Below are 21,313 nucleotides of genomic sequence, written 5' to 3' on the forward strand. Positions count from 1 at the left end.
GCGGATGCAGCCCTTTTGCTTTTTGATTATCGAGGTGCCCGTGACCGAACCTTCATCACGCCGTTCTGGCTATGCTCGTCTGCTGGACCGTGCAATCCGTATTCTGGCGATGCGCGACCATAGTGAACAGGAGCTGCGGCGCAAACTTGCTGCCCCGGTGCCGGGAAAAAATGGCCTTGAGACGCTGGACGTCACGCCAGAAGAGGTGGACACCGTCGTCGCCTGGTGCATTGAAAACCGTTACCTTGATGACGCCCGCTTTGTCCGCCAGTTTATTGGCAGCCGTAGCCGCAAAGGATATGGCCCGGCGCGTATCCGCCAGGATCTCAAGCTGAAAGGTATCCCCCGTGACGTCAGCGAAAGTGCAATGCGCGAGTGTGATATCGACTGGGCCGCGCTGGCTAAAGAGCAGGCGCAGCGTAAGTACGGCGAGCCACTCCCGACCGCATTTGTAGATAAAGTGAAAATCCAGCGTTTTTTGCTGTACCGCGGCTATTTGATGGAAGATATTCAGGAAATCTGGCGAAATTTTGCAGATTGACCCATCGGGTATTTTACTTCCCAGTAAAGAAAACTTATCTTATTCCCACTTTATTCCGTCCGGTCGCTGGATGTTAAAAGGCAATCAGCGCCCACGACGATTATTCCTTATACACAAAATCATTCGCGCTGCGTCAAGGCGGCAAGAGAGTGAATCCCCAGAAGCGTACAGAGGTACATGACTGAGGTGAACGAGTGCAGCCAACGTAGAGGCAGCGTGAAGGATGAAGTGTATAGCTTGATTTCAGGATAATTATGAGCAAGAGCACTGCTGAGATCCGTCAGGCGTTTCTCGACTTTTTCCATAGCAAGGGACACCAGGTTGTTGCGAGCAGCTCCCTGGTGCCGCACAACGACCCGACCCTGCTGTTTACCAACGCCGGGATGAACCAGTTCAAGGATGTTTTCCTGGGTCTCGATAAACGTAATTATTCGCGTGCGACCACCTCGCAGCGTTGCGTTCGTGCGGGCGGTAAACACAACGATCTGGAAAACGTCGGTTACACCGCACGTCACCACACCTTCTTTGAAATGCTGGGCAACTTCAGCTTCGGCGATTACTTCAAGCAGGATGCCATCAAGTATGCATGGGAACTGCTGACCGGTGAAAACTGGTTCGCGCTGCCGAAAGATAAACTGTGGGTTACCGTCTACGAAACCGACGATGAAGCCTTCGATATCTGGGCGAATGAAGTTGGCGTTCCGCGTGAGCGTATTATTCGCATTGGCGATAATAAAGGCGCAGCGTTTGCTTCCGACAACTTCTGGCAGATGGGCGATACCGGTCCGTGCGGTCCATGCACCGAAATCTTCTTCGATCATGGCGACCACATCTGGGGCGGCCCTCCGGGGAGTCCAGAAGAAGATGGCGATCGCTACATTGAGATCTGGAACATCGTCTTCATGCAGTTTAACCGTCAGGCCGATGGTACCATGGAGCCGCTGCCGAAGCCGTCCGTCGACACCGGTATGGGTCTGGAGCGTATCGCTGCTGTTCTGCAGCACGTGAATTCCAACTATGACATCGACCTGTTCCGCACTCTGATTGAAAACGTCGCGAAAGTCACTGGCGCAACCGACCTGACGAACAAGTCGCTGCGCGTTATCGCTGACCATATTCGCTCTTGTGCATTCCTGATTGCTGACGGCGTGATCCCGTCGAATGAAAACCGTGGCTACGTGCTGCGCCGTATCATTCGTCGTGCGGTTCGCCATGGCAACATGGTAGGTGCGAAAGATACCTTCTTCTGGAAACTGGTTGCTCCGCTGATCGAAGTAATGGGTGCAGCAGGGGAAGAACTGAAGCAGCAGCAGGCTCAGGTTGAGCAGGTGCTGAAAACGGAAGAAGAACAGTTTGCACGTACCCTGGAGCGTGGTCTGGCGCTGCTGGATGAAGAGCTGGCTAAACTGAAGGGCGACACGCTGGATGGCGAGACCGCTTTCCGCCTGTACGATACCTACGGCTTCCCGGTTGATCTGACCGCCGACGTGTGTCGCGAACGCAACATTAAAGTCGACGAAGCAGGTTTTGAAGCCGCTATGGAAGAGCAGCGCCGTCGTGCGCGCGAGTCCAGCGGATTTGGCGCAGACTACAATGCGATGATTCGCGTTGACGGGGCTTCTGAATTTAAAGGCTACGAGAGTCTGGAACTGAACGCAAAAGTGACCGCGCTGTTCATTGACGGCAAAGCCGTTGATAGCGTGGCCGCGGGCCAGGAAGCGGTTATCATTCTGGATCAAACTCCGTTCTACGCGGAATCCGGTGGCCAGGTGGGCGATAAAGGCGAACTGAAAGGTGCTGGCTTCTCCTTCGTGGTCAACGATGCGCAGAAATACGGCCAGGCCATTGGTCACATCGGTAAACTGACCAGCGGCGCACTGAAAGTAGGCGACGCGGTTCAGGCTGATGTCGATCGGGCTCGTCGTCAACGTATTCGCCTGAACCACTCGGCGACCCACCTGATGCATGCAGCGCTGCGCCAGGTACTGGGTACGCATGTGGCTCAGAAAGGCTCTCTGGTGAATGACAAAGCCCTGCGCTTTGACTTCTCTCACTTCGAAGCCATGAAGCCGGAAGAGATTCGGGCGGTGGAAGACCTGGTCAATGCTCAGATCCGTCGCAATCTGCCGGTTGAAACCAATATCATGGATTTGGACGCGGCAAAAGAGAAGGGCGCGATGGCGCTGTTCGGCGAGAAGTATGACGATCGCGTTCGCGTGCTGAGCATGGGTGATTTCTCCACCGAGCTGTGCGGCGGGACTCACGCTTCACGCACCGGGGATATCGGCCTGTTCCGCATTACGTCCGAATCTGGTACCGCCGCGGGCGTTCGTCGTATCGAAGCTGTGACCGGTGAAGGCGCTATTGCTCAGCTGCATGCGCAGAGCGATCTGCTGGGCGATATTGCACAGTTGCTGAAAGGTGATAGCCATAACCTTGGCGATAAAGTGCGTGCCGCGCTGGAACGTACTCGCTTACTGGAAAAAGAGCTGCAGCAGCTGAAAGAGCAGGCGGCGGCGCAGGAGAGTGCAAACCTCTCCAGCAAAGCAGAAGAGATTAACGGCGTTAAATTGCTGGTCAGCGAGCTGACTGGCGTTGAGCCGAAAATGCTGCGTACCATGGTTGATGATCTGAAGAACCAACTGGGTTCAACGGTCGTCGTGTTAGCCACGGTGGCGGATGGTAAGGTTTCTCTGATTGCCGGTGTGTCTAAGGATGTGACAGATCGCGTGAAAGCAGGGGAGCTGGTTGGAATGGTCGCCCAGCAGGTGGGTGGCAAAGGGGGCGGTCGTCCGGATATGGCTCAGGCCGGTGGTACCGATGCGTCTGCTCTCCCTGCAGCGTTAGCCAGTGTGAAAGGCTGGGTCAGCGCAAAACTGTAATAACTATAAATGCATAGCTACCTTTATCCTTGGATAACGGTAGCTTGCAAGAGAAGCACTGATAACGATAAAGTCGGGTTGAAGTTGTGTATATCGGCTAAACTTAGGTTTAACAGAATGTGATGCCGTGACTGCTTACACCGCAAGGTGTTTGTCATCGCTTACTTTTTGGCGTTATATGATGGATAATGCCGGGATACGAGAGACCCGACTCTTTTAATCTTTCAAGGAGCAAAGAATGCTGATTCTGACTCGTCGAGTTGGTGAGACCCTCATGATTGGAGATGAGGTCACTGTGACAGTTTTAGGGGTTAAGGGTAACCAGGTACGTATTGGCGTTAATGCCCCTAAAGAAGTCTCTGTGCATCGTGAAGAGATCTACCAGCGTATCCAGGCTGAAAAATCCCAGCAGTCCAGTTACTAAGGTTTCCGCGCCTCGCGATTCCGTGAGGCGCATCCCAGCTCCCGCCCTTTTTTCTGACTTTTCTTCTTCTGCCGTCTCTCTTTTTTGTTCATTGCCCATCATTCGCCACATTTTTCTTTTGCTGATAGCTGGCCGAAACCCCTGAATTCCTGTTGATAAAACACTCTTTTTGCCGTTTTTGCACGCTAATTGCGCGGTAAGTGTGCAAACGGAAAAAGGTCTCGAAAAATTGTTTGACTTATAAGTACCAGAAAGTAATATGTGCGCCATCGCAGCGACGAAGAGCAGAAACAAGTTCTTCGAAGCACTCGTAAGAGGCGTGTGGTGAGGTGGCCGAGAGGCTGAAGGCGCTCCCCTGCTAAGGGAGTATGCGGTCAAAAGCTGCATCCGGGGTTCGAATCCCCGCCTCACCGCCATTTTGCATCCGTAGCTCAGCTGGATAGAGTACTCGGCTACGAACCGAGCGGTCGGAGGTTCGAATCCTCCCGGATGCACCATCTTACTCAGTGTGGCAAGTGTTAGATGTGACACTGACGCGTAGTAAAGAAGTTCTCCCTGATGCATCCGTAGCTCAGCTGGATAGAGTACTCGGCTACGAACCGAGCGGTCGGAGGTTCGAATCCTCCCGGATGCACCATCTTCTCCCATGTCTTCAGCAATGAAGAAGTGGCTGGGGTAGCGGTAATAACCGTCTGCACCAGGGAGGATAACGTTGCTTCAGCAACGGCCCGTAGGGCGAACGAAGTGAGTCATCCTCCCGGATGCACCATTTTCTTCGAAATAACAGCCTGTTTGTTGTTTCATGGTCTGCGAAATTATCGCCAGTACCAGAGAAGTTAATGTCGTAAAGAAGTTCTCCCTGATGCATCCGTAGCTCAGCTGGATAGAGTACTCGGCTACGAACCGAGCGGTCGGAGGTTCGAATCCTCCCGGATGCACCATCTTCTCCCATGTCTTCAGCAATGAAGAAGTGGCTGGGGTAGCGGTAATAACCGTCTGCACCAGGGAGGATAACGTTGCTTCAGCAACGGCCCGTAGGGCGAACGAAGTGAGTCATCCTCCCGGATGCACCATTTTCTTCGAAATAACAGCCTGTTTGTTGTTTCATGGTCTGCGAAATTATCGCCAGTACCAGAGAAGTTAATGTCGTAAAGAAGTTCTCCCTGATGCATCCGTAGCTCAGCTGGATAGAGTACTCGGCTACGAACCGAGCGGTCGGAGGTTCGAATCCTCCCGGATGCACCATCTTCTCCCCTGTCTTCAGCAATGAAGAAGTGGCTGGGGTAGCGGTAATAACCGTCTGCGCCAGGGAGGATAACGTTGCTTCAGCAACGGCCCGTAGGGCGAACACAGTGAGTCATCCTCCCGGATGCACCATCTTCCCCAAACCCAAACCCAAACCCAAACCCAAACCCAAACCCAAACTCGAATCATCTCCGCTTTCTCTTTCTGCCTTTCTGGCAAAGCCCGTTTAGCCTCTTCCTGTGTTGAATACCTTTCAACGATGCATCTCAAACTTTTTTTATTGGCAAGTGACTCTTTCCACTATAATTTACCCGTGTGTATCGACCTGATTTGGGTGAGATGAGTGCAAGGAGAGAAATCCATGAAATGGTTCAAAGCAATACCTGCGTTTTGTGCGACGCTTCTGGTGGCCGTGTCGTTAGCTGGCTGTGCGGGATCGTCTACGAAGGAAAGTACCGGTGGCTATATTGACGATACCGTCGTCACCACGAAAGTCAAAACCGCGTTGTTTAATGAAAAAGAGATTAAGTCCTCTGAAATCAGCGTACAGACCTTTAAGGGGCGCGTTCAACTGAGTGGCTTTGTCTCGTCAGCGAAGGATGCTAACCGTGCGGTGGAAGTGACCCGCAGAGTGCAGGGCGTTCGTCTGGTTGAGAATGATTTAAAAATCAAATAAACCATCGTATTAATAGCATAAAGGCGCCCGGCGGCGCCTTTATTGCTTGAGGCGCTCCCCGCGACAACATGCGCCTTTTGCGATAAAGTAACGTTTTCTTACCCGGTTTGTGAGAACACGATGTACGAACGTTACGCAGGACTGATCTTTGATATGGATGGCACCATCCTTGATACCGAGCCGACGCATCGTAAGGCGTGGCACGAGGTTTTGGGTCGTTACGGAATGCGTTTCGACGAGCAGGCGATGGTCGCGCTCAATGGTTCTCCGACCTGGCGTATTGCCCAGGCGATTATCGAACTGAATCAGGCTGATTTAGATCCTCACCGCCTGGCGCAGGAAAAAACCGCTGCCGTGAAGGCCATGCTGCTGGACAGCGTACGTCCCTTACCGCTGATCGAAGTGGTGAAGGCATGGCACGGACGTCGCCCGATGTCGGTCGGTACCGGCAGTGAAAGCGCCGTGGCCGAAGCGCTATTAGCGCACCTCGGTCTGCGTCACTATTTTGTGGCGGTGGTGGCCGCCGATCATGTCCAGAATCATAAGCCCGCGCCTGATACTTTTCTGCTGTGCGCGCAGCGCATGGGCGTTGAGCCGGAAAAATGTGTCGTCTTTGAAGATGCTGATTTTGGCCTGCAGGCGGCGAAGCGTGCGGGGATGGATGCCGTGGACGTTCGGTTACTGTGAGCGACGCTCTGTCGCTGATATCGCTATTTGCCAGTAGTTTCCTGAGCGCCACATTACTTCCCGGTAATTCGGAAGTTGTGCTGGTTGCTATGCTTCTTACGGGAGCCAGTCAGCCGTGGGCTCTGGTATTAATAGCAACAATCGGCAATAGCCTTGGAGGGGTAACTAACGTTATTCTGGGGCGCTTGTTTCCGCTGCGCAAAACATCGCGCTGGCAGGAGAAAGCATCCGGCTGGTTAAAGCGCTACGGCGCGGTCACATTATTATTAAGCTGGGCGCCGGTCATCGGCGATTTACTGTGTTTGCTGGCGGGATGGATGCGCATCTCCTGGGGACCGGTACTTTTTTTCTTATGCCTTGGTAAAGCGTTACGCTATATCGTCATTGCGGTGGTAACGCTTCAGGGCATGACGTGGTGGCACTAATTGTGGAACTAAGACTATCCCGGCAGGCCATGTTACCGGCTATTTCGTACCTGGACCGGGTCCGAAATCCGCACGTACTGCCAGTACTTTCCGGTTTTCGTGCGCAGAGCCGGCAACAATAACGTTTTCTGGGATAGCCTGTATGGTCACCATTACAATTATGCTTATTCAAACGATTTCGACAGGCGGGAGGTCAAATTGATCCCGGACGTATCACAGGCGCTGGCCTGGCTGGAAAAAAATCCACAGGCTCTTCAGGGTATCCAACGTGGTCTTGAGCGCGAAACGCTGCGCGTCAACGCCGATGGTTCACTGGCGACGACCGGTCATCCTCAGGCCCTTGGCTCGGCGTTGACCCATAAATGGATTACTACCGATTTTGCCGAAGCGCTGCTGGAATTTATTACGCCGGTTGATGGCGATATTCAGCATATGCTCACCTTTATGCGCGATGTTCATCGCTATACCGCACGCCAGTTGGGCGATGAGCGGATGTGGCCGCTGAGCATGCCTTGCTATATTGCCCCTGGTCAGGATATTGAGCTGGCGCAGTACGGCACCTCGAATATTGGTCGTCTGAAAACGTTGTATCGCGAGGGGTTGAAAAACCGCTATGGTGCGCTGATGCAGACCATCTCCGGCGTGCATTATAACTTCTCCCTGCCGATGGCATTCTGGCAGGCGAAGTGCGGCGTTGATGATGAGGAAAGCGGCAAAGAGGCGATTTCCGCCGGCTATTTCCGTTCAATTCGTAACTACTACCGCTTCGGCTGGGTGATCCCATACCTGTTCGGCGCTTCTCCGGCTATCTGCTCTTCTTTCCTGCAGGGGAAACCAACGACGCTGCCGTTTGAGGAAGCGAAAAATGGCATGTACTACCTGCCTTACGCGACCTCTCTGCGTCTGAGCGACCTGGGTTATACCAATAAGTCGCAAAGCAATCTCGGGATTACGTTTAACGATCTGCATGAGTATGTGGCAGGATTAAAGCGGGCGATTAAAACGCCGTCGGAAGAGTATGCCCAAATTGGCCTCGAAAAAGACGGCAAGCACCTGCAAATCAACAGCAATATTCTGCAGATTGAAAACGAGCTTTACGCACCAATTCGTCCGAAGCGGGTGACCCGCAGCGGCGAGACACCTTCAGACGCTCTGCTGCGCGGCGGTATTGAATATATCGAAGTGCGTTCGCTGGACATCAACCCGTTCTCACCTATTGGCGTTGATGAGCAGCAGGTTCGCTTCCTTGACCTGTTCATGGTTTGGTGCGTGTTGGCCGATGCGCCGGAAATGAGCAGCGATGAGCTGCTGTGTACGCGCACTAACTGGAATCGGGTGATTCTTGAAGGCCGTAAACCGGGTCTGACGCTGGGCATCGGTTGTGAAAGCGCGCAGTTCCCACTGGCTAAAGTGGGTAAAGATCTGTTCCGCGATTTGCGCCGCGTGGCGCAGACGTTAGATAGCATTCACGGTGGCGAAGCATACCAGCAGGTGTGTGATGAGCTGGTTGCCAGCTTCGACGATCCGGAATTAACTTTCTCAGCACGTATTCTGCGTTCTATGCTTGAAGAGGGGATCGGGGGTACCGGTAGAGAACTGGCCGATCACTATCGTACGATGCTGCGGGAAGAGCCGCTGGAAATTTTGCGTGAAGAGGATTTTATTACCGAACGTGAAGCTTCAGTAGTGCGTCAGCAGAAGGTGGAGGCGGAAGATAGCGAGCCGTTTGAAGCCCTGTTAGCAAGACACGCGTAGCAAAAAGCGGTACAAAAGAAAAAGGCCACGTCAATGTGGCCAAATTTTCATCTCTGATTCAGGGATGATGATGATAATAAATGCGCGTCTTTCATATACTCAGACTCACGGGTGTAAGAAGAGTTCATTTTATTTTAAAAAAAATCACTATCGGAGGTGAAGAATGCCGTTGTTAGATAGTTTCACAGTCGACCATACCCGCATGGAAGCACCGGCGGTGCGCGTTGCGAAGAAAATGAACACGCCGCACGGCGATGAAATTACCGTTTTCGATCTGCGTTTTTGCGTACCAAACCAGGAAGTCATGCCGGAAAGAGGGATTCATACTCTTGAGCATCTGTTCGCGGGCTTTATGCGCGACCACCTGAACGGCAATGGTGTGGAAATTATCGACATCTCTCCGATGGGCTGCCGCACGGGCTTCTATATGAGCCTGATTGGTACGCCGGACGAGCAGCGCGTCGCTGATGCCTGGAAAGCGGCGATGGCCGATGTGCTGAAAGTGAAAGATCAAAAGCAGATCCCGGAACTGAACGTTTACCAGTGCGGCACCTATACCATGCACTCGCTGGAAGAAGCTCAGGATATCGCGCGCCATATCATCGAGCGCGACGTGCGCATCAACAGCAACGATGATCTGGCTCTGCCGAAAGAAACCCTGCAAGAACTGCACATCTAGTTCTTCTGCAGCGGCCCGACTCTCTGTGTCGGGCCGCTATTCCTGCGCCGCTATGTCGACGACCTTAACTTTCTCTTTTCAACACCGCGCTCTGGTGCCATTTGCCCATGATTATGCTCACGGCGATACAGAACCGTGGCATCAGCATGACTGCGCCCAGCTGCTGCATATCCTCTGCGGCGTGGTGCGGGTTGACACGCCGGTGGGCTACTGGGTTGTCCCGCCTGGCCGCGGCGTCTGGCTGCCGGCAGGTACGCCCCATGCGCTCCGGATTACCGGTCAGGTCGCAGCCCGCACGCTGTTTATCGATCCTCTCGCCCGGGCCGATCTCCCTTCGTCGTGCCAGATTGTCCAGATAACGCCGCTGCTGCGCGAGCTGATCGTCACTTCGCTGGCGCTGGGCGAACGTTATGAACCCAGCAGTCGCGACGAACGCATTTATGAATTAATTCTCGATGAAATTCGCGGCATGGCGGTACTGCCGTTTGGCCTGATGGAGCCCCGGAGCGAGGCGCTGCGCCGTTTATGTCACAAGGTACGGGAAATGCCGGGTGAAGTGTGGAGCAGCCAGCAGGCGGCGAAAGAGAGCAATATGAGCGAACGCACGCTTAATCGCCATTTTCAGCAGCAAACCACGTTGACCTGGAGTGAATGGGTGCGCCGGGCGAAGCTGATGGAAGCGCTGGTTCGCCTGGCGCAGGGGCAGTCGGTGCTGCGGGTGGCGCTGGATCTGGGCTATGGCAGCCACAGCGCCTTCAGCGCGATGTTTCGTCGAGTGATGGGCGTCGCCCCCAGTGATTACTTCCGTCCACCGGAGTGATCGTCTCCGGAGATAGCATGACACAGCGCCTGCAGCGAAGCGCGCGCCACGTCATTATCGATCCCGACACCCCAGCGGCTGTCGCCATTGGGGAAGATACAGCGGATATAGGCCACTGAACGGCTGTCGCTGCGTTCACCAAGGGTATGTTCGTGGTAATCCTTAATCACGAACGTTTGCTTAAGCAGCGCGCTGAGGCCGCTGGCAGCGGCGGAAAGCAGGCCGTTGCCATGACCCTGAAGGCGGCGCGTCTCGCCGTTGACCCGCAGCGTGCCCTGCAACGCGAGCTGGCCGTCCTGCCGGCTGTCGCTTTTATACTCCAGTAGCATCAGCGGCGGCTGAGCAATCAGGCCGTAGCGGGAACGGAACAGCTGCCAGAGCGCATTCTGCGTCATCTCTTTGCCATGCGTATCGGTCTCTTGCTGAACGTGCAGACTGAAATCTTGTTGCAATGCGCGGGGCAGCTTCAGCCCATGATTCTGTTCGATTAACCAGGCGCTGCCGCTCTTACCGGACTGGCTGTTGACGCGAATAACCGCTTCATAGCTACAGCCGATGTCCTGCGGGTCGACGGGCAGGTAGGGCATCTCCCAACGGTCGCCGGGCTGGCGGGCATCGAATCCCTTCTTGATCGCATCCTGATGAGACCCGGAAAAGGCGGTATAGGCAAGACTGCCGGCCCACGGATGGCGTGGGTGAACCGGCAGCTGATTGCAGTTTTCCACCACTTCGACCACCCGTTTCATCTCCGGGAAGCTGAGCTGTGGCGTAATGCCCTGGCTATAGAGATTCATGGCCAGGGTGACCAGGCAGACGTTACCGGTGCGCTCGCCGTTCCCGAACAGGCAGCCTTCTACGCGGTCGGCGCCCGCCATTACTGCCAGCTCCGCGCTGGCAACGCCGGTACCCCGGTCGTTGTGCGGGTGAACGCTAATGCAGACATCGGCCCGGCGGGAGAAATGGCGACAGAAATACTCAATCTGGTCAGCATAAACGTTTGGCGTACTGACCTCGACGGTGGCGGGCAGATTGATAATCATCGGGCGTTCTGCGCTGGGCTGCCAGATGTCCGCTACCGCTTCACAGATAGCCAGAGCAAATTCCGGCTCGGTAAAGCAGAACGTTTCTGGTGAATATTCATACTGCCAGCGGGTGTCCGGCTGGTCTGCACACTGCTGGCGAATCAGGTGGGTGGCGCGGGTTGCCAGCTCAATTATTTGCGCTTTATCCATACCGAACACCAGCCTGCGAAACAGCGGTGCGGTGGCGTTATACAGATGAACGGTGGCGCTGTGGGCGCCGCGCAGCGATTCAAAGGTACGCAGAATGAGGTCTTCTCGCGCCTGGGTCAGCACCTGGATCGTCACATCATGCGGAATACGCCGTTCATCGATCAGCTGGCGGACGAAGTTAAAGTCGGTCTGAGATGCCGACGGAAAAGCCACTTCAATTTCTTTAAATCCGCACTCCAGCAGCAGGTCCCAGAACTGCATTTTACGGGCGCCATCCATCGGTTCGGCCAGCGCCTGGTTGCCATCGCGCAGGTCGGTGGAGAGCCAGCGCGGCGCCTGGGTTATCGGGTTGTCCGGCCAGCGGCGGTCGGGCAGGGAAATTGGCGGCCAGGGGCGGTACTTTTCGCCAGGATTTGTCAGCATAGTTCTCTCCTTGTGTCGGATCTTTATCCTGCCGAAGCGCGGAGCGGGACGCTTTAGCAAACTGGACAGAAACTAGCGAGAACTGGACAACGTTGGCATAAGACAGGCAATAAAAAAGGGATCCGCAGATCCCTTTTGTTAACACTTAGTGCGCGCCGCCGCCTCCGCCGCCTGCGCTGAACGGCGGTCTGGCAAACCAGACCAGGCCGAGCAGAAGAATGAAGATTGCCGCCGAAAACCAGAAGATCTCGTTAGCAGAAATAATCAGTCCCTGGTTGGTTATCTGCTGGGCTATCCAGCCGGATGCCTGCTGCTGGGTCATCCCCAGCCCCTGTAGCTGATCGTACATCTGCTGGGCATTGGGGTTATACGGCGTCACCGATTCGGTAAGCTGCGCATGGTGCAGCGCCTCGCGGTTGGTCCACATGGTCGTGGTTATCGAAGTTCCGATAGAACCCGCCAGCGTACGGGTAAAGTTCGACAGGCTCGATGCCGCCGCCAGCCGCTCCGGCGGCAGGCCGGACAGGGTGATGGTGGTCAGTGGCATAAAGAAGCAGGCCACCGCGAAGCCCTGGATAAACTGCGGCCACGCCGAAGCGCCGAAGTCCATGCCGGGTTCGAAGGTCCAGGCTCGCCAGTAGAAGCATACCGCGTACATGATAAAGCTGAAGGTGACCAGCCGCCGCATATCGAGCTTATGGGCAAAACGACCGATAATCGGCGACAGGATAACCGGGATAACCCCAACCGGTGCGGAAGCCAGGCCGGCCCAGGTGGCCGTGTAGCCGTATACCTCCTGCAGCAGCTGCGGCAGCAGCACGATGGCGCCGAAGTAAAGCATATAGGCCAGGCTGATACACAGACAGCCGATAGTGAAGTTTCGCGATTTGAACAACGAGAGATCGACTATCGGGTTGTCATCGGTCAGCTCCCAGACGATCAGGAAGCTGATAGCGATCACCGCCACGATCGTCAGAACGATTATCTCGTTTGAGGCGAACCAGTCCAGCTCCTTGCCGCGGTCGAGCATCACCTGCAGGCTGCCGATACCAAGAACCAGCAGCGCCAGGCCAACGCCGTCTATCCGCCGCTGTTCCGTTTTGGTTTCGCGGCTGCGCAGGGTTTGCAGCGTCATCACGACCACCGCAACACCAATCGGGACGTTGATAAAGAATATCCAACCCCAGTGGTAGTTATCGCTGATGTAGCCGCCCAGAATAGGCCCACAGATTGGCGCGACGATCACCGTCATCGACCAGAGCGCCAGCGCGATGGAGCGTTTTGCCGGCGGGTAGTTGCTGAGCAGCAGACTTTGCGACAGCGGAATCAGCGGACCGGCGACGATCCCTTGAATGACGCGGAAGAAAATCAGCATCGTCAGGCTGTTGGACATCCCGCAGGCCCAGGAGGCGATGGCAAACGCCACCGTCGACCACAGGAACAGTTTCACTTCCCCGACGCGTTTTGCCAGCCAGCCGGTGATCGGAATCGAGATGGCGTTTGCCACCCCGAATGATGTGATAACCCATGTCCCCTGGCTCAACGATGAGCCAAGGTTACCGGCAATGGTTGGAATGGCCACGTTGGCAATAGTGGAGTCCAGCACCTGCATGAAGGTCGCAAGCGACAGCGCAATGGTCATGATGACCAGCTGTGCGCCTTCCAGCGGTTTTTGCTGTTGCATTACGCTCACCCCGAGTTATCCCGCGTTAGCCTGGATGATACCGTCGATCAGTTTGTTCACCGGCTCAAGGGCGATTTCACGAGCGTTACTTTCATAAACCGGAGATTTGCGCGTCTGGTTAGCCAGCATCTCGCCATCGCGGTTGGTGGTGTTCACTTCAACCAACGTGGAAAGACCAATACGCAGCGGGTGTTCAGCCAGCTGTTTGGCATCCAGCTCAATACGTACCGGCAGACGCTGGACGACCTTGATCCAGTTACCGGTGGCGTTCTGCGCCGGCAGCAGTGAGAACGCGCTGCCGGTCCCCATGTCCAGCCCGACGACCTTACCGGTATATTTCACATCATCGCCGTAAATATCACTGATGACGGTCGCTTCCTGGCCGATACGCATATGCGCCAGCTGGGTTTCTTTAAAGTTTGCATCGACCCACAGATTGGTAGCTGGTACCACCGCCATCAGCGGTGTGGTGGGGCTAATCTGGGCACCGGGCTGTACGGCACGGCGAGAAACGTAGCCGGTAATCGGGCTAACGATTTGCGTCCGCTGCAGCGCAAGCCAGGCATTACGCACTTCGGTCGCCGCCTGCAGAACCGCTGGCTGTTGTTCCAGACGGGTGCCGAGCACGATGGCCTGGTTGGCGTTGAATTGCTGAATGGCAACATCCAGCTCGGCCTGCGCGCTGGCGACGGTATCGCGGGCGTGCTGCAGTTCTTCACGGCCAATCAGGTTGGCGGCTCCCAGCGGGATACGACGGTTGAGGTCGGCCTGTGCCTGAGAGAGCGCGGTTTTCTTGACGTCGATATTCGCCTGCAGCTGCTTGCTGTTGATCATCTGCTGACGCGTCTGACGAACGCTGGCGGCCAGCTGAGTTTGCGCTTTTTCAAATGCCTGCTGGGCATCGGTCTGGTCAAGGGTGACTAGCGTATCGCCCTGCTGCACGAAATCGGTGTTGTCAGCCCAGACTTTCGTCACGCTGCCGGACACCTGCGCCATGATTTGCACCTGGTTCCCTGCCACGTAAGCGTCATCGGTTTCTTCATAATGACGCAGTACCAAAAACCAATAAATTCCGTATGCCACGGCAATAATAATAAAGAGCAATGTCAGCAACAGAAGGGCGCCTTTGCGTTTACCTTTCTTGCTGTCCGGTTGCTGCGGGGTTTGGCTCTCCGCATTTGCGCTCATGTTATTCTCCACGATCTTATTATTTCACATCGGCTGAGCCGACCTGTTTATCAGAAAGGCCAGCAGAAGATCTGCTGGCCTGTCTGTTTTTCCTTGTCAATCCAGAAAAAGTTTTGAGCGGTTCCCGCGCTTAGCGCAGTGACTCCGCAAGCACGCCATCCTCTTCCATTTGGTCAAGGCGACCAAGCAGTTTGCGGGTGATGTGCTCGAGCTGATCTTTCTCGCTGGTGCTTAAAGAAGACCAGAGCTGATGCAGGCAGTTATGCTGAGGCGGTAAGACTTCGCGCAAAAACTGATGACCTTTGTCGGTTAGTTGCAGATGCAGGCAGCGGCGATCGTTGTCGCTTTCGCGACGTTCAATCCAGCCACGTTTTTCCAGTTCATCGGCAATACGGGTAGCGTTGGTACGTGACGATCCCAGCGCGCAGCTCAGCTCGGAAGGCTGAATGCTGTGATTTTCCTGAGATTCCAGGGTTATCAACGCCATAAATAATGTCTCGTTAATTCCCTGCGCTTTCAGCATTTTATTGCGGTTTTCCAGTAGCTTACCTTGCATGTGCATACAGAGGCGGGTGAGCAGAATCTCCTGGAAAGGGAAATCTTCGTGACGGCTGGCGCGGAATTTGAGCATTTGCTCAATGGGAGTAAACGAACTATCCATTTGGGTATGACCTCATTAATTACAGCCGATATAATAACTATTGTGACAAATAAATCAAATCAATTATTGACTAAAATTGATACTTTAAACTTATAAAAAAGTCGTGATTTTCCATGCGATTCCATAGGCCAATGCGCTCAGCAGGGTAGGGATAATAATGCTGCGGGTCTTCCAGAACACCAGACCCAGTACCGCAAATCCAACCAGCGTCGGCAGTAGTCGCCGGGAATCACTGAGGATTTCCGGCACGCTCGAGACAATCAGCAGGGCGCAGATGGAGGCGATGCCGATAGTATCGAGCAGGACGCTAACCGGGCCACGTCGGCCAGAGCGAGAATGGCCCGCGCGCAGACGCAGGGGCAGGTAGCGAAACAGATAGTTCACGCAGCCGACCACGATTCCGATAATCAGCACGTTATTGTTCATCGGGCATCCCCTGAATGCTGGCCTGAATCAGCGCGGTCAGGCAGCCGCAGACAATCCCGGCGAGGATCGCAGCCGGAATAGAAAACAGAATAATACCGCCCAGGGCACCCGCCAGAGCGGCCGTTACGCTGAGAGACTGCTTACGCTGGAATGAAGCCAGCAAGAAGCTCATAAACAGCGCGGGTAGCATAAAACTCAGCGCAGCCTCCACCGCCGGAAAACCGGCCAGCAGGCCGCTGCCGGAATAGGCGCCTGTCAGAGTACCGAACACCCATGATATCCAGGAGGTGAAGGCGATGCCGAGCATCCAGTTTTCGCTCCAGCGGCGGTTGTCACGCACCAGTTTTGCGGTGGCCGCAGCGAAAACCTCATCGGTCAGGCCAAAAGCCCAGAGCGCGGTTTTTCGCTTATCCAGCGCGCGATGAATACGGCTACGTAGCGAAGGGCCGTACAGGACGTGACGTACGTCCATTGCCATGACGGTGAGGGCTGCCACCCACAATGAACTGCCGGCGGCGAGCATCGCGGTAATGACAAACTGGCTGGCGCCGGCGTAGATGATGCAGGAAAAGAACAGGCTTTCCAGCGGCGTGAAGCCGAGCCGGGTCGCGTTCAGGCCAAAGGCGAAGGCCACGGGAATATAGCTAATCACAATCGGCAGGCTGTCTTTGATTCCTTCAGGCAGCGTGGCCTCGCTGGCAGGGGCGGGTTTTTCCATAGGGTGTTATTTATTGATAATTCACGTGAATATCACATGATTGAACAGGTGAGGCTACCTTAGCAGAGAGCGGGGCGCTTTGACACCTTGTTAAGCGGCGCTGGCCGGGGGACACGGGACCGTCTGTAACGCGCCGGAGCAACCACTACAGCGCTAGCGGAAACCCGGATAGCGTACCGCCATCCGGGTCAGAGGGGAGGTTATTTCTGCGCGGCCAGCGCTTCTTTCACCCAGCCGTCAAACTGCTGCTGGTGGGCTTTGATCCAGCCGTCAACGTGACCCTGAATATCGCCTTCTGAGGCGTGACCTTCATGCATCATCGCGTTTTCGGCGTTAATGTCGGCAATAGGCAGCTTCATAATGCTGAACAGTTTTGCCGCCGCCGGGTTTTTCTCAGCCCAGGCTTTGTTCGCCACAATATGCATCGTACTGACCGGGAAACCGTAGTTGGCACCGTTAGCCAGCCTGGTGTCGATATTTTTCTGCACGCCCGGCAGGGAGGAGAACGGTACCTGCAGCCAGACCACGTCTTTACCCGGCTTCAGCACGTCGCTGACCCAGTACGGTGTCCAGGTGTAGTAGATAACCGGCTTGCCTTCTTTATAGCGGGCAATGGTATCGGCCATCATCGCCGCGTAATTCCCCTGATTGTGCACCACCGTATTGCTCAGGCCATAGGCATCAATTTGATGGTTAATCACCGCTTCGCAGCCCCAGCCCGGCGTACAGCCGGTCAGGTCGGCTTTGCCGTCGCCGTTGGTATCAAACAGTTTGGCGATTTTGGGGTCTTTCAGCTGATCGATTGATTTGATGTGATACTGCTCGGCAGTTTTTTTATCGATCAGGTAGCCCTGTGCCGCGCCGTTAACAAAAACGCCTTCGCGATAGAAGCTTTTATCGCCACCGGCGGCGGCGTACATATCATCATGCAGCGGCTGCCAGTTGACGGCGGTAAAAGTCGCGTCGCCGGAGGCGAGCGAGGTGTAGCCGACGTTATAGTCCACTTCGCTGGGTTTATCGACGGTGTAGCCCAGCTTCTCCAGCGCACGGCTGACCAGCAGGGTCTGGAAGGTCTCTTCCGTAATGGTGCTTTGAATGGGTTTGACGGTGATGCCGTTTCCCGGCAGATCGGCTGCCCAGGCAGCGCTGGTAGTGAGCAGTGTGGCCAACGTTGTGGCAATAATCGTGTTATGTCGCATCGTTATTCCTTATACATAAGAGGGGGGCTGCGGGCCCGGCAGGTGCAATGCCGCCGGGCGATGAGATGATTACTTACAGAAAGGGCGGGTAATGAAGCCCAGAGGGCCGGTTGCGTACCAGCGACGGTTGCCACGGCTGCGGGAGTCGCGGCCAACGGCCTGGGTCAGGCGGTCGAGAATAATGGCCAGGATGACAATCCCGACGCCGCCGACGCTTGCCAGTCCCATATCGAGACGGCCGATGCCACGCAGTACCATTTGGCCCAGGCCGCCCACGGCAATCATCGAGGCGATAACCACCATCGACAGCGCCAGCATCAGCGTCTGGTTAACCCCGGCCATGATGGTCGGCATTGCCAGCGGCAGCTGGACCTTAAAGAGCAGCTGACGCGGGCTGGCACCGAACGATCGCGAGGCTTCAATCAGATCAGCGGGCACCTGGTTTATCCCGAGGATGGTCAAACGCACGATTGGCGGCAGGGCAAAGATAATCGTCACCACCACGCCCGGGACGTTACCAATCCCGAAGAGCATCACGATCGGCACCAGGTAGACGAACGCTGGCGTGGTCTGCATAGCATCCAGCATCGGGCGGATAATTTTCGCCGCGCGTGGGCTACGTGCCAGCCAGATCCCCAGCGGCAGGCCGATCAACATACAGAACAGCAGTGCGGTCAGCACCAGGGCCAGAGTCACCATCGCCTGCGACCAGGCACCGATCGCACCGATTGCCACCAGAGAGATCAGCGTCGCCACGCCCATCCCCACGCTGGAGATTTGCCAGGCGATGAGGGCGAACAGCGCAATCGCGACCGGCGCCGGCATACCTAATAACAGCTGCTGGAAGGCGCTGAGGATATAGTCCACCGGCACGCGGATACCCTGGAACAGCGGGCGGAAGTGAACCACTATCCAGTCGATCCCGTGAGTCACCCAGCTGTCGAGTGGGATCAGCGTTTTGTGGAACGGATCCATGATGTTGAAATGTTCCGGCTGCGGCGCTGGCGCGCTGTTTAGCCAGTCGGCCCCGCCGCCGTCGGTCGGTGCGGATGCCGGAGTACCCCAGGCATCGGCAGATTGTGCGGCGCTGTCTGCCGCCGGTGCGGTTTCCCACGGGTTAGATTGATCAGCCATTGTTTGCCCCCTCGCGATCTAAAGCCTTCAGCAGCATTCCTTTAGAAATAATGCCGATGTACTGGTGCCCTTCATCCACTACCGGGACCGCGCACGGTGCCTGGCCTACGTGGGAGAGCAGGTCGCTGAGCGACGTTTGCGCATCCACCGCTTGCGGGGATGCGAGTAACGCCGCATCAATTCCCTGACCTTCGCTCAACGCGGATTTCAGTGAATCAATAGAGACAATGCCGACAAACTTATTACCACGTTCAATCACATAACCATATTCGCGGTCTTCGTCCTGCAATAATTTCAATGCCGAACGTGGGCCGAAACCTGGCGTTTTACGAATTAAGCCAACCGGGCTTCGGCGGGCAATATCTTTAGCGCTGAATACCTGGCTAATATCGACACCGCGGAAGAAGGTTTTCACATAATCATTGGCCGGATTATTCAGTATTTCATCCGGGGTGCCGACCTGAATCACTTCGCCATTTTGCATGATGGCAATACGATCGCCAATGCGCATAGCTTCATCAAGATCGTGGGAAATAAAGACCACGGTACGCTGATGTTTCGCCTGTAATTTTGTCAGCTCATCCTGCATTTCGGTACGAATTAATGGGTCAAGGGCCGAGAAGGCTTCATCCATTAATAAGATGTCAGGGTTGATGGCCAGCGCGCGCGCGAGACCAACGCGTTGGCGCATCCCGCCGGACAGCTCGTCCGGATAAGCGTGCGCATAGTTTTCCAGACCGACCTGGCGCAGCGCCTCCAGCGCTTTCTGCTGGCGCTCCTGGGTTGACATACCCGCCAGCTCCATGCCAAAGGCGGCATTGTCCAGAACGGTCATATGCGGCATCAGCGCAAATGACTGAAATACCATTGCGATCTTTTTTCTGCGCACCTCACGCAGCTCGGTTTCTGAGATTTTGGCGATATCGACGCCATCTATCAGCACCTGCCCGCGGGTGGGTTCAATCAGGCGATTGAGAAGGCGAACCATGGTCGATTTTCCTGAGCCGGAAAGCCCCATGATGACGAATATCTCGCCTTCTTCAATGGTCAGACTGGCGTCTTTTACGCCAAGCGAAAGTCCCGTTTTTTCCAGTAGTTGTTCTTTGGTAAATCCTTTTTCAATATATTTGAACGCTCGCTGTGGATGCTCGCCAAATATCTTATAGAGATTCTTGATTTCTAATTTAATTGCCATGCAATAGAGAGTTTCCTGTTATTTGTATTATGTCAATATAGTACCTGGTGGAGATAATTACCTTTTTACACCCTAACATACTCAGATTCTGTGACAACCCTCAATGTCCCTCGGGTGTCGAAATGAGCGCGGGAATGTCTGGCGTATTCCCCGTGATAGAAGGGCTGAGCGTTGATTATCAGAAGGTAATATTTTTTGGCGATGGCATGATAATAACGGGTGAATAGCTCGATTCTTGATGAATATTACGGCTAGATTTCAGTAAAATATCACGGGGTTATTTTGTGTGATGAAAGTAAATAATAAGGACGGACCTACCAGGAAAATGGGCAATATTCTCCTGGTAGAAGTAAGGTTAAAAATCCCAATCGTCGTCGGCGGTTTCTTCTGTTTTTCCCATAACGTATGAGGAGCCAGAACCGGAGAAAAAGTCGTGGTTTTCATCGGCGTTTGGCGAAAGCGCCGCCAGAATCGCCGGGTTAACCGCCGCCATCTCCGCCGGGAATAACGCCTCGTAGCCGAGGTTCATCAGCGCTTTGTTGGCGTTGTAGCACAGGAAGGCGTTCACCTCCTCAATCCAGCCGCTATCGGCGTACAAATCCCGGGTGTAGGCCAGTTCGTTATCGTATAAATCCATCAGCAAATCGAGAGCGAAATTTTTCAGCTGTTCCTGCTCCTCGGCGCTAATCCTTGCCAGCCCTTTTTGGTATTTATAGCCGATGTAATAACCGTGCACCGCTTCATCGCGGATAATCAAGCGAATCAGGTCGGCGGTATTGGTCATTTTGCCGCGGCTTGAGAAATACATTGGCAGCCAGAATCCGGAATAAAAGAGGAACGATTCGAGGAACACGCTGGCGATTTTCTTCTTTAGCGGATTATCCGCCTGATAATACTCCAGCATCAGCCGGGCTTTGTGCTGGAGCGGTGCGTTCTCTTCGCTCCAGGCATAGGCGGCATCAACATCTTTGGTCTGGCATAACGTGGAGAAAATCGAGCTGTAGGAGCGGGCGTGTACCGCTTCCATAAAGCTGATATTGGAGAGCACCGCCTCTTCGTGAGAGGTCAGGGCATCCGCCATCAGCGCCGGCGCGCCGATGGTGTTCTGAATCGTATCAAGCAACGTCAGGCCGGTGAACACGCGAATGGTGAGCTGCTGTTCCGTCGGCGTCAGCGTCTGCCAGGCCGGGATATCGTTGGACAGTGGTACCTTTTCCGGTAGCCAGAAGTTGCTGGTCAGGCGATTCCACACCTCCAGATCCTTATCGTCCTCAATTTTATTCCAGTTAATAGCGCTGATACGCGTTAAATGGGTCATC

At 54.9% G+C, this 21,313-nt stretch carries 19 protein-coding genes and 5 tRNA genes; 14 read left to right on the forward strand and 10 right to left on the reverse strand.

All coding sequences use genetic code 11. The features are described from left to right. The first annotated feature begins 40 nt into the window (after positions 1-40). From recX to ACMYSK_RS25120, 14 genes are all read left to right on the forward strand, one after another. Positions 41-541: a recombination regulator RecX gene (recX, locus tag ACMYSK_RS25055; RefSeq protein ID WP_434639151.1), complete on the forward strand. Its 501-nt coding sequence runs from the start codon at positions 41-43 to the stop codon at positions 539-541. A gap of 254 nt (positions 542-795) precedes the next feature. Next, positions 796-3,423: an alanine--tRNA ligase gene (alaS, locus tag ACMYSK_RS25060; RefSeq protein ID WP_434639152.1), complete on the forward strand. Its 2,628-nt coding sequence runs from the start codon at positions 796-798 to the stop codon at positions 3,421-3,423. 238 nt (positions 3,424-3,661) lie between these two features. Continuing rightward, a complete protein-coding gene (csrA, locus tag ACMYSK_RS25065) occupies positions 3,662-3,847 on the forward strand; it encodes a carbon storage regulator CsrA (protein ID WP_000906486.1) in 186 nt (61 codons plus the stop codon). A gap of 323 nt (positions 3,848-4,170) precedes the next feature. Then, positions 4,171-4,263: transfer RNA gene (locus tag ACMYSK_RS25070), tRNA-Ser, on the forward strand. A 4-nt stretch (positions 4,264-4,267) separates the two neighbouring features. Further along, positions 4,268-4,344 (forward strand) — tRNA-Arg (locus ACMYSK_RS25075). A gap of 63 nt (positions 4,345-4,407) precedes the next feature. Further along, a tRNA-Arg gene (locus ACMYSK_RS25080) sits at positions 4,408-4,484 on the forward strand. Between the two features lie 227 nt (positions 4,485-4,711). Then, positions 4,712-4,788 (forward strand) — tRNA-Arg (locus ACMYSK_RS25085). Positions 4,789-5,015: 227 nt separating this feature from the next. Beyond that, positions 5,016-5,092: transfer RNA gene (locus tag ACMYSK_RS25090), tRNA-Arg, on the forward strand. Between the two features lie 361 nt (positions 5,093-5,453). Continuing rightward, positions 5,454-5,768 (forward strand): BON domain-containing protein, encoded by a 315-nt coding sequence (locus tag ACMYSK_RS25095; RefSeq protein WP_434639153.1) that lies wholly within the window; start codon positions 5,454-5,456, stop codon positions 5,766-5,768. Positions 5,769-5,888: 120 nt separating this feature from the next. Then, entirely contained in the window at positions 5,889-6,455 is a 567-nt protein-coding gene (gene yqaB, locus ACMYSK_RS25100; RefSeq protein ID WP_434639154.1) for a fructose-1-phosphate/6-phosphogluconate phosphatase, read from the forward strand. Next, positions 6,452-6,880 (forward strand): YqaA family protein, encoded by a 429-nt coding sequence (locus ACMYSK_RS25105; RefSeq protein WP_434639155.1) that lies wholly within the window; start codon positions 6,452-6,454, stop codon positions 6,878-6,880. The genes yqaB and ACMYSK_RS25105 overlap by 4 nt, the downstream gene beginning before the upstream one ends. A gap of 198 nt (positions 6,881-7,078) precedes the next feature. After that, positions 7,079-8,635: a glutamate--cysteine ligase gene (gene gshA, locus ACMYSK_RS25110; RefSeq protein WP_434639156.1), complete on the forward strand. Its 1,557-nt coding sequence runs from the start codon at positions 7,079-7,081 to the stop codon at positions 8,633-8,635. A gap of 163 nt (positions 8,636-8,798) precedes the next feature. Continuing rightward, on the forward strand, positions 8,799-9,314 hold the full coding sequence (gene luxS, locus ACMYSK_RS25115) for an S-ribosylhomocysteine lyase (RefSeq protein ID WP_434639157.1): 516 nt from the start codon (positions 8,799-8,801) through the stop codon (positions 9,312-9,314). A gap of 52 nt (positions 9,315-9,366) precedes the next feature. Beyond that, positions 9,367-10,134, forward strand: coding sequence for an AraC family transcriptional regulator (locus ACMYSK_RS25120; RefSeq protein ID WP_434639158.1), 768 nt, complete (start codon positions 9,367-9,369; stop codon positions 10,132-10,134). Here the strand turns inward: ACMYSK_RS25120 and leuA are convergent. The 10 genes from leuA to nrdF all read right to left on the reverse strand — a co-directional run bounded on the left by leuA (position 10,113) and on the right by nrdF (position 21,312). Continuing rightward, the gene (leuA, locus tag ACMYSK_RS25125) at positions 10,113-11,789 is read right to left on the reverse strand and encodes a 2-isopropylmalate synthase (RefSeq protein WP_434639159.1); all 1,677 of its coding nucleotides are present in this window, start codon (positions 11,787-11,789) and stop codon (positions 10,113-10,115) included. The two genes, ACMYSK_RS25120 and leuA, sit on opposite strands and share 22 nt — an antisense overlap. Before the next feature lie 145 nt (positions 11,790-11,934). Beyond that, entirely contained in the window at positions 11,935-13,473 is a 1,539-nt protein-coding gene (gene emrB, locus ACMYSK_RS25130) for a multidrug efflux MFS transporter permease subunit EmrB (RefSeq protein WP_434639160.1), read from the reverse strand. A gap of 15 nt (positions 13,474-13,488) precedes the next feature. After that, positions 13,489-14,661, reverse strand: a complete 1,173-nt coding sequence (emrA, locus tag ACMYSK_RS25135; protein WP_434639161.1) for a multidrug efflux MFS transporter periplasmic adaptor subunit EmrA — start codon at positions 14,659-14,661, stop codon at positions 13,489-13,491. Between the two features lie 130 nt (positions 14,662-14,791). After that, the gene (gene mprA, locus ACMYSK_RS25140; RefSeq protein WP_041146855.1) at positions 14,792-15,322 is read right to left on the reverse strand and encodes a transcriptional repressor MprA; all 531 of its coding nucleotides are present in this window, start codon (positions 15,320-15,322) and stop codon (positions 14,792-14,794) included. Positions 15,323-15,412: 90 nt separating this feature from the next. Next, complete coding sequence (gene ygaH, locus ACMYSK_RS25145) at positions 15,413-15,748, reverse strand: L-valine transporter subunit YgaH (protein ID WP_434639162.1); 336 nt, start codon at positions 15,746-15,748, stop codon at positions 15,413-15,415. Next, entirely contained in the window at positions 15,738-16,466 is a 729-nt protein-coding gene (locus ACMYSK_RS25150) for an AzlC family ABC transporter permease (RefSeq protein ID WP_434639163.1), read from the reverse strand. The genes ygaH and ACMYSK_RS25150 overlap by 11 nt, the downstream gene beginning before the upstream one ends. Before the next feature lie 200 nt (positions 16,467-16,666). Beyond that, positions 16,667-17,665, reverse strand: coding sequence for a glycine betaine/L-proline ABC transporter substrate-binding protein ProX (proX, locus tag ACMYSK_RS25155; RefSeq protein ID WP_434639164.1), 999 nt, complete (start codon positions 17,663-17,665; stop codon positions 16,667-16,669). Between the two features lie 69 nt (positions 17,666-17,734). Further along, positions 17,735-18,799: a glycine betaine/L-proline ABC transporter permease ProW gene (gene proW, locus ACMYSK_RS25160; protein ID WP_434639165.1), complete on the reverse strand. Its 1,065-nt coding sequence runs from the start codon at positions 18,797-18,799 to the stop codon at positions 17,735-17,737. Continuing rightward, positions 18,792-19,994 carry a glycine betaine/L-proline ABC transporter ATP-binding protein ProV gene (gene proV / locus ACMYSK_RS25165; protein ID WP_434639166.1) on the reverse strand — a complete coding sequence of 401 codons (1,203 nt, stop codon included), beginning with the start codon at positions 19,992-19,994 and terminating at the stop codon, positions 18,792-18,794. Before proV ends, proW begins: the two co-directional genes overlap by 8 nt. 355 nt (positions 19,995-20,349) lie before the next feature. Then, positions 20,350-21,312: a class 1b ribonucleoside-diphosphate reductase subunit beta gene (gene nrdF, locus ACMYSK_RS25170; RefSeq protein WP_434639167.1), complete on the reverse strand. Its 963-nt coding sequence runs from the start codon at positions 21,310-21,312 to the stop codon at positions 20,350-20,352. Between the last annotated feature and the right edge of the window lies 1 nt (position 21,313).

The organism is Klebsiella sp. I138 (assembly GCF_051131765.1).
Taxonomy (GTDB): domain Bacteria; phylum Pseudomonadota; class Gammaproteobacteria; order Enterobacterales; family Enterobacteriaceae; genus Klebsiella.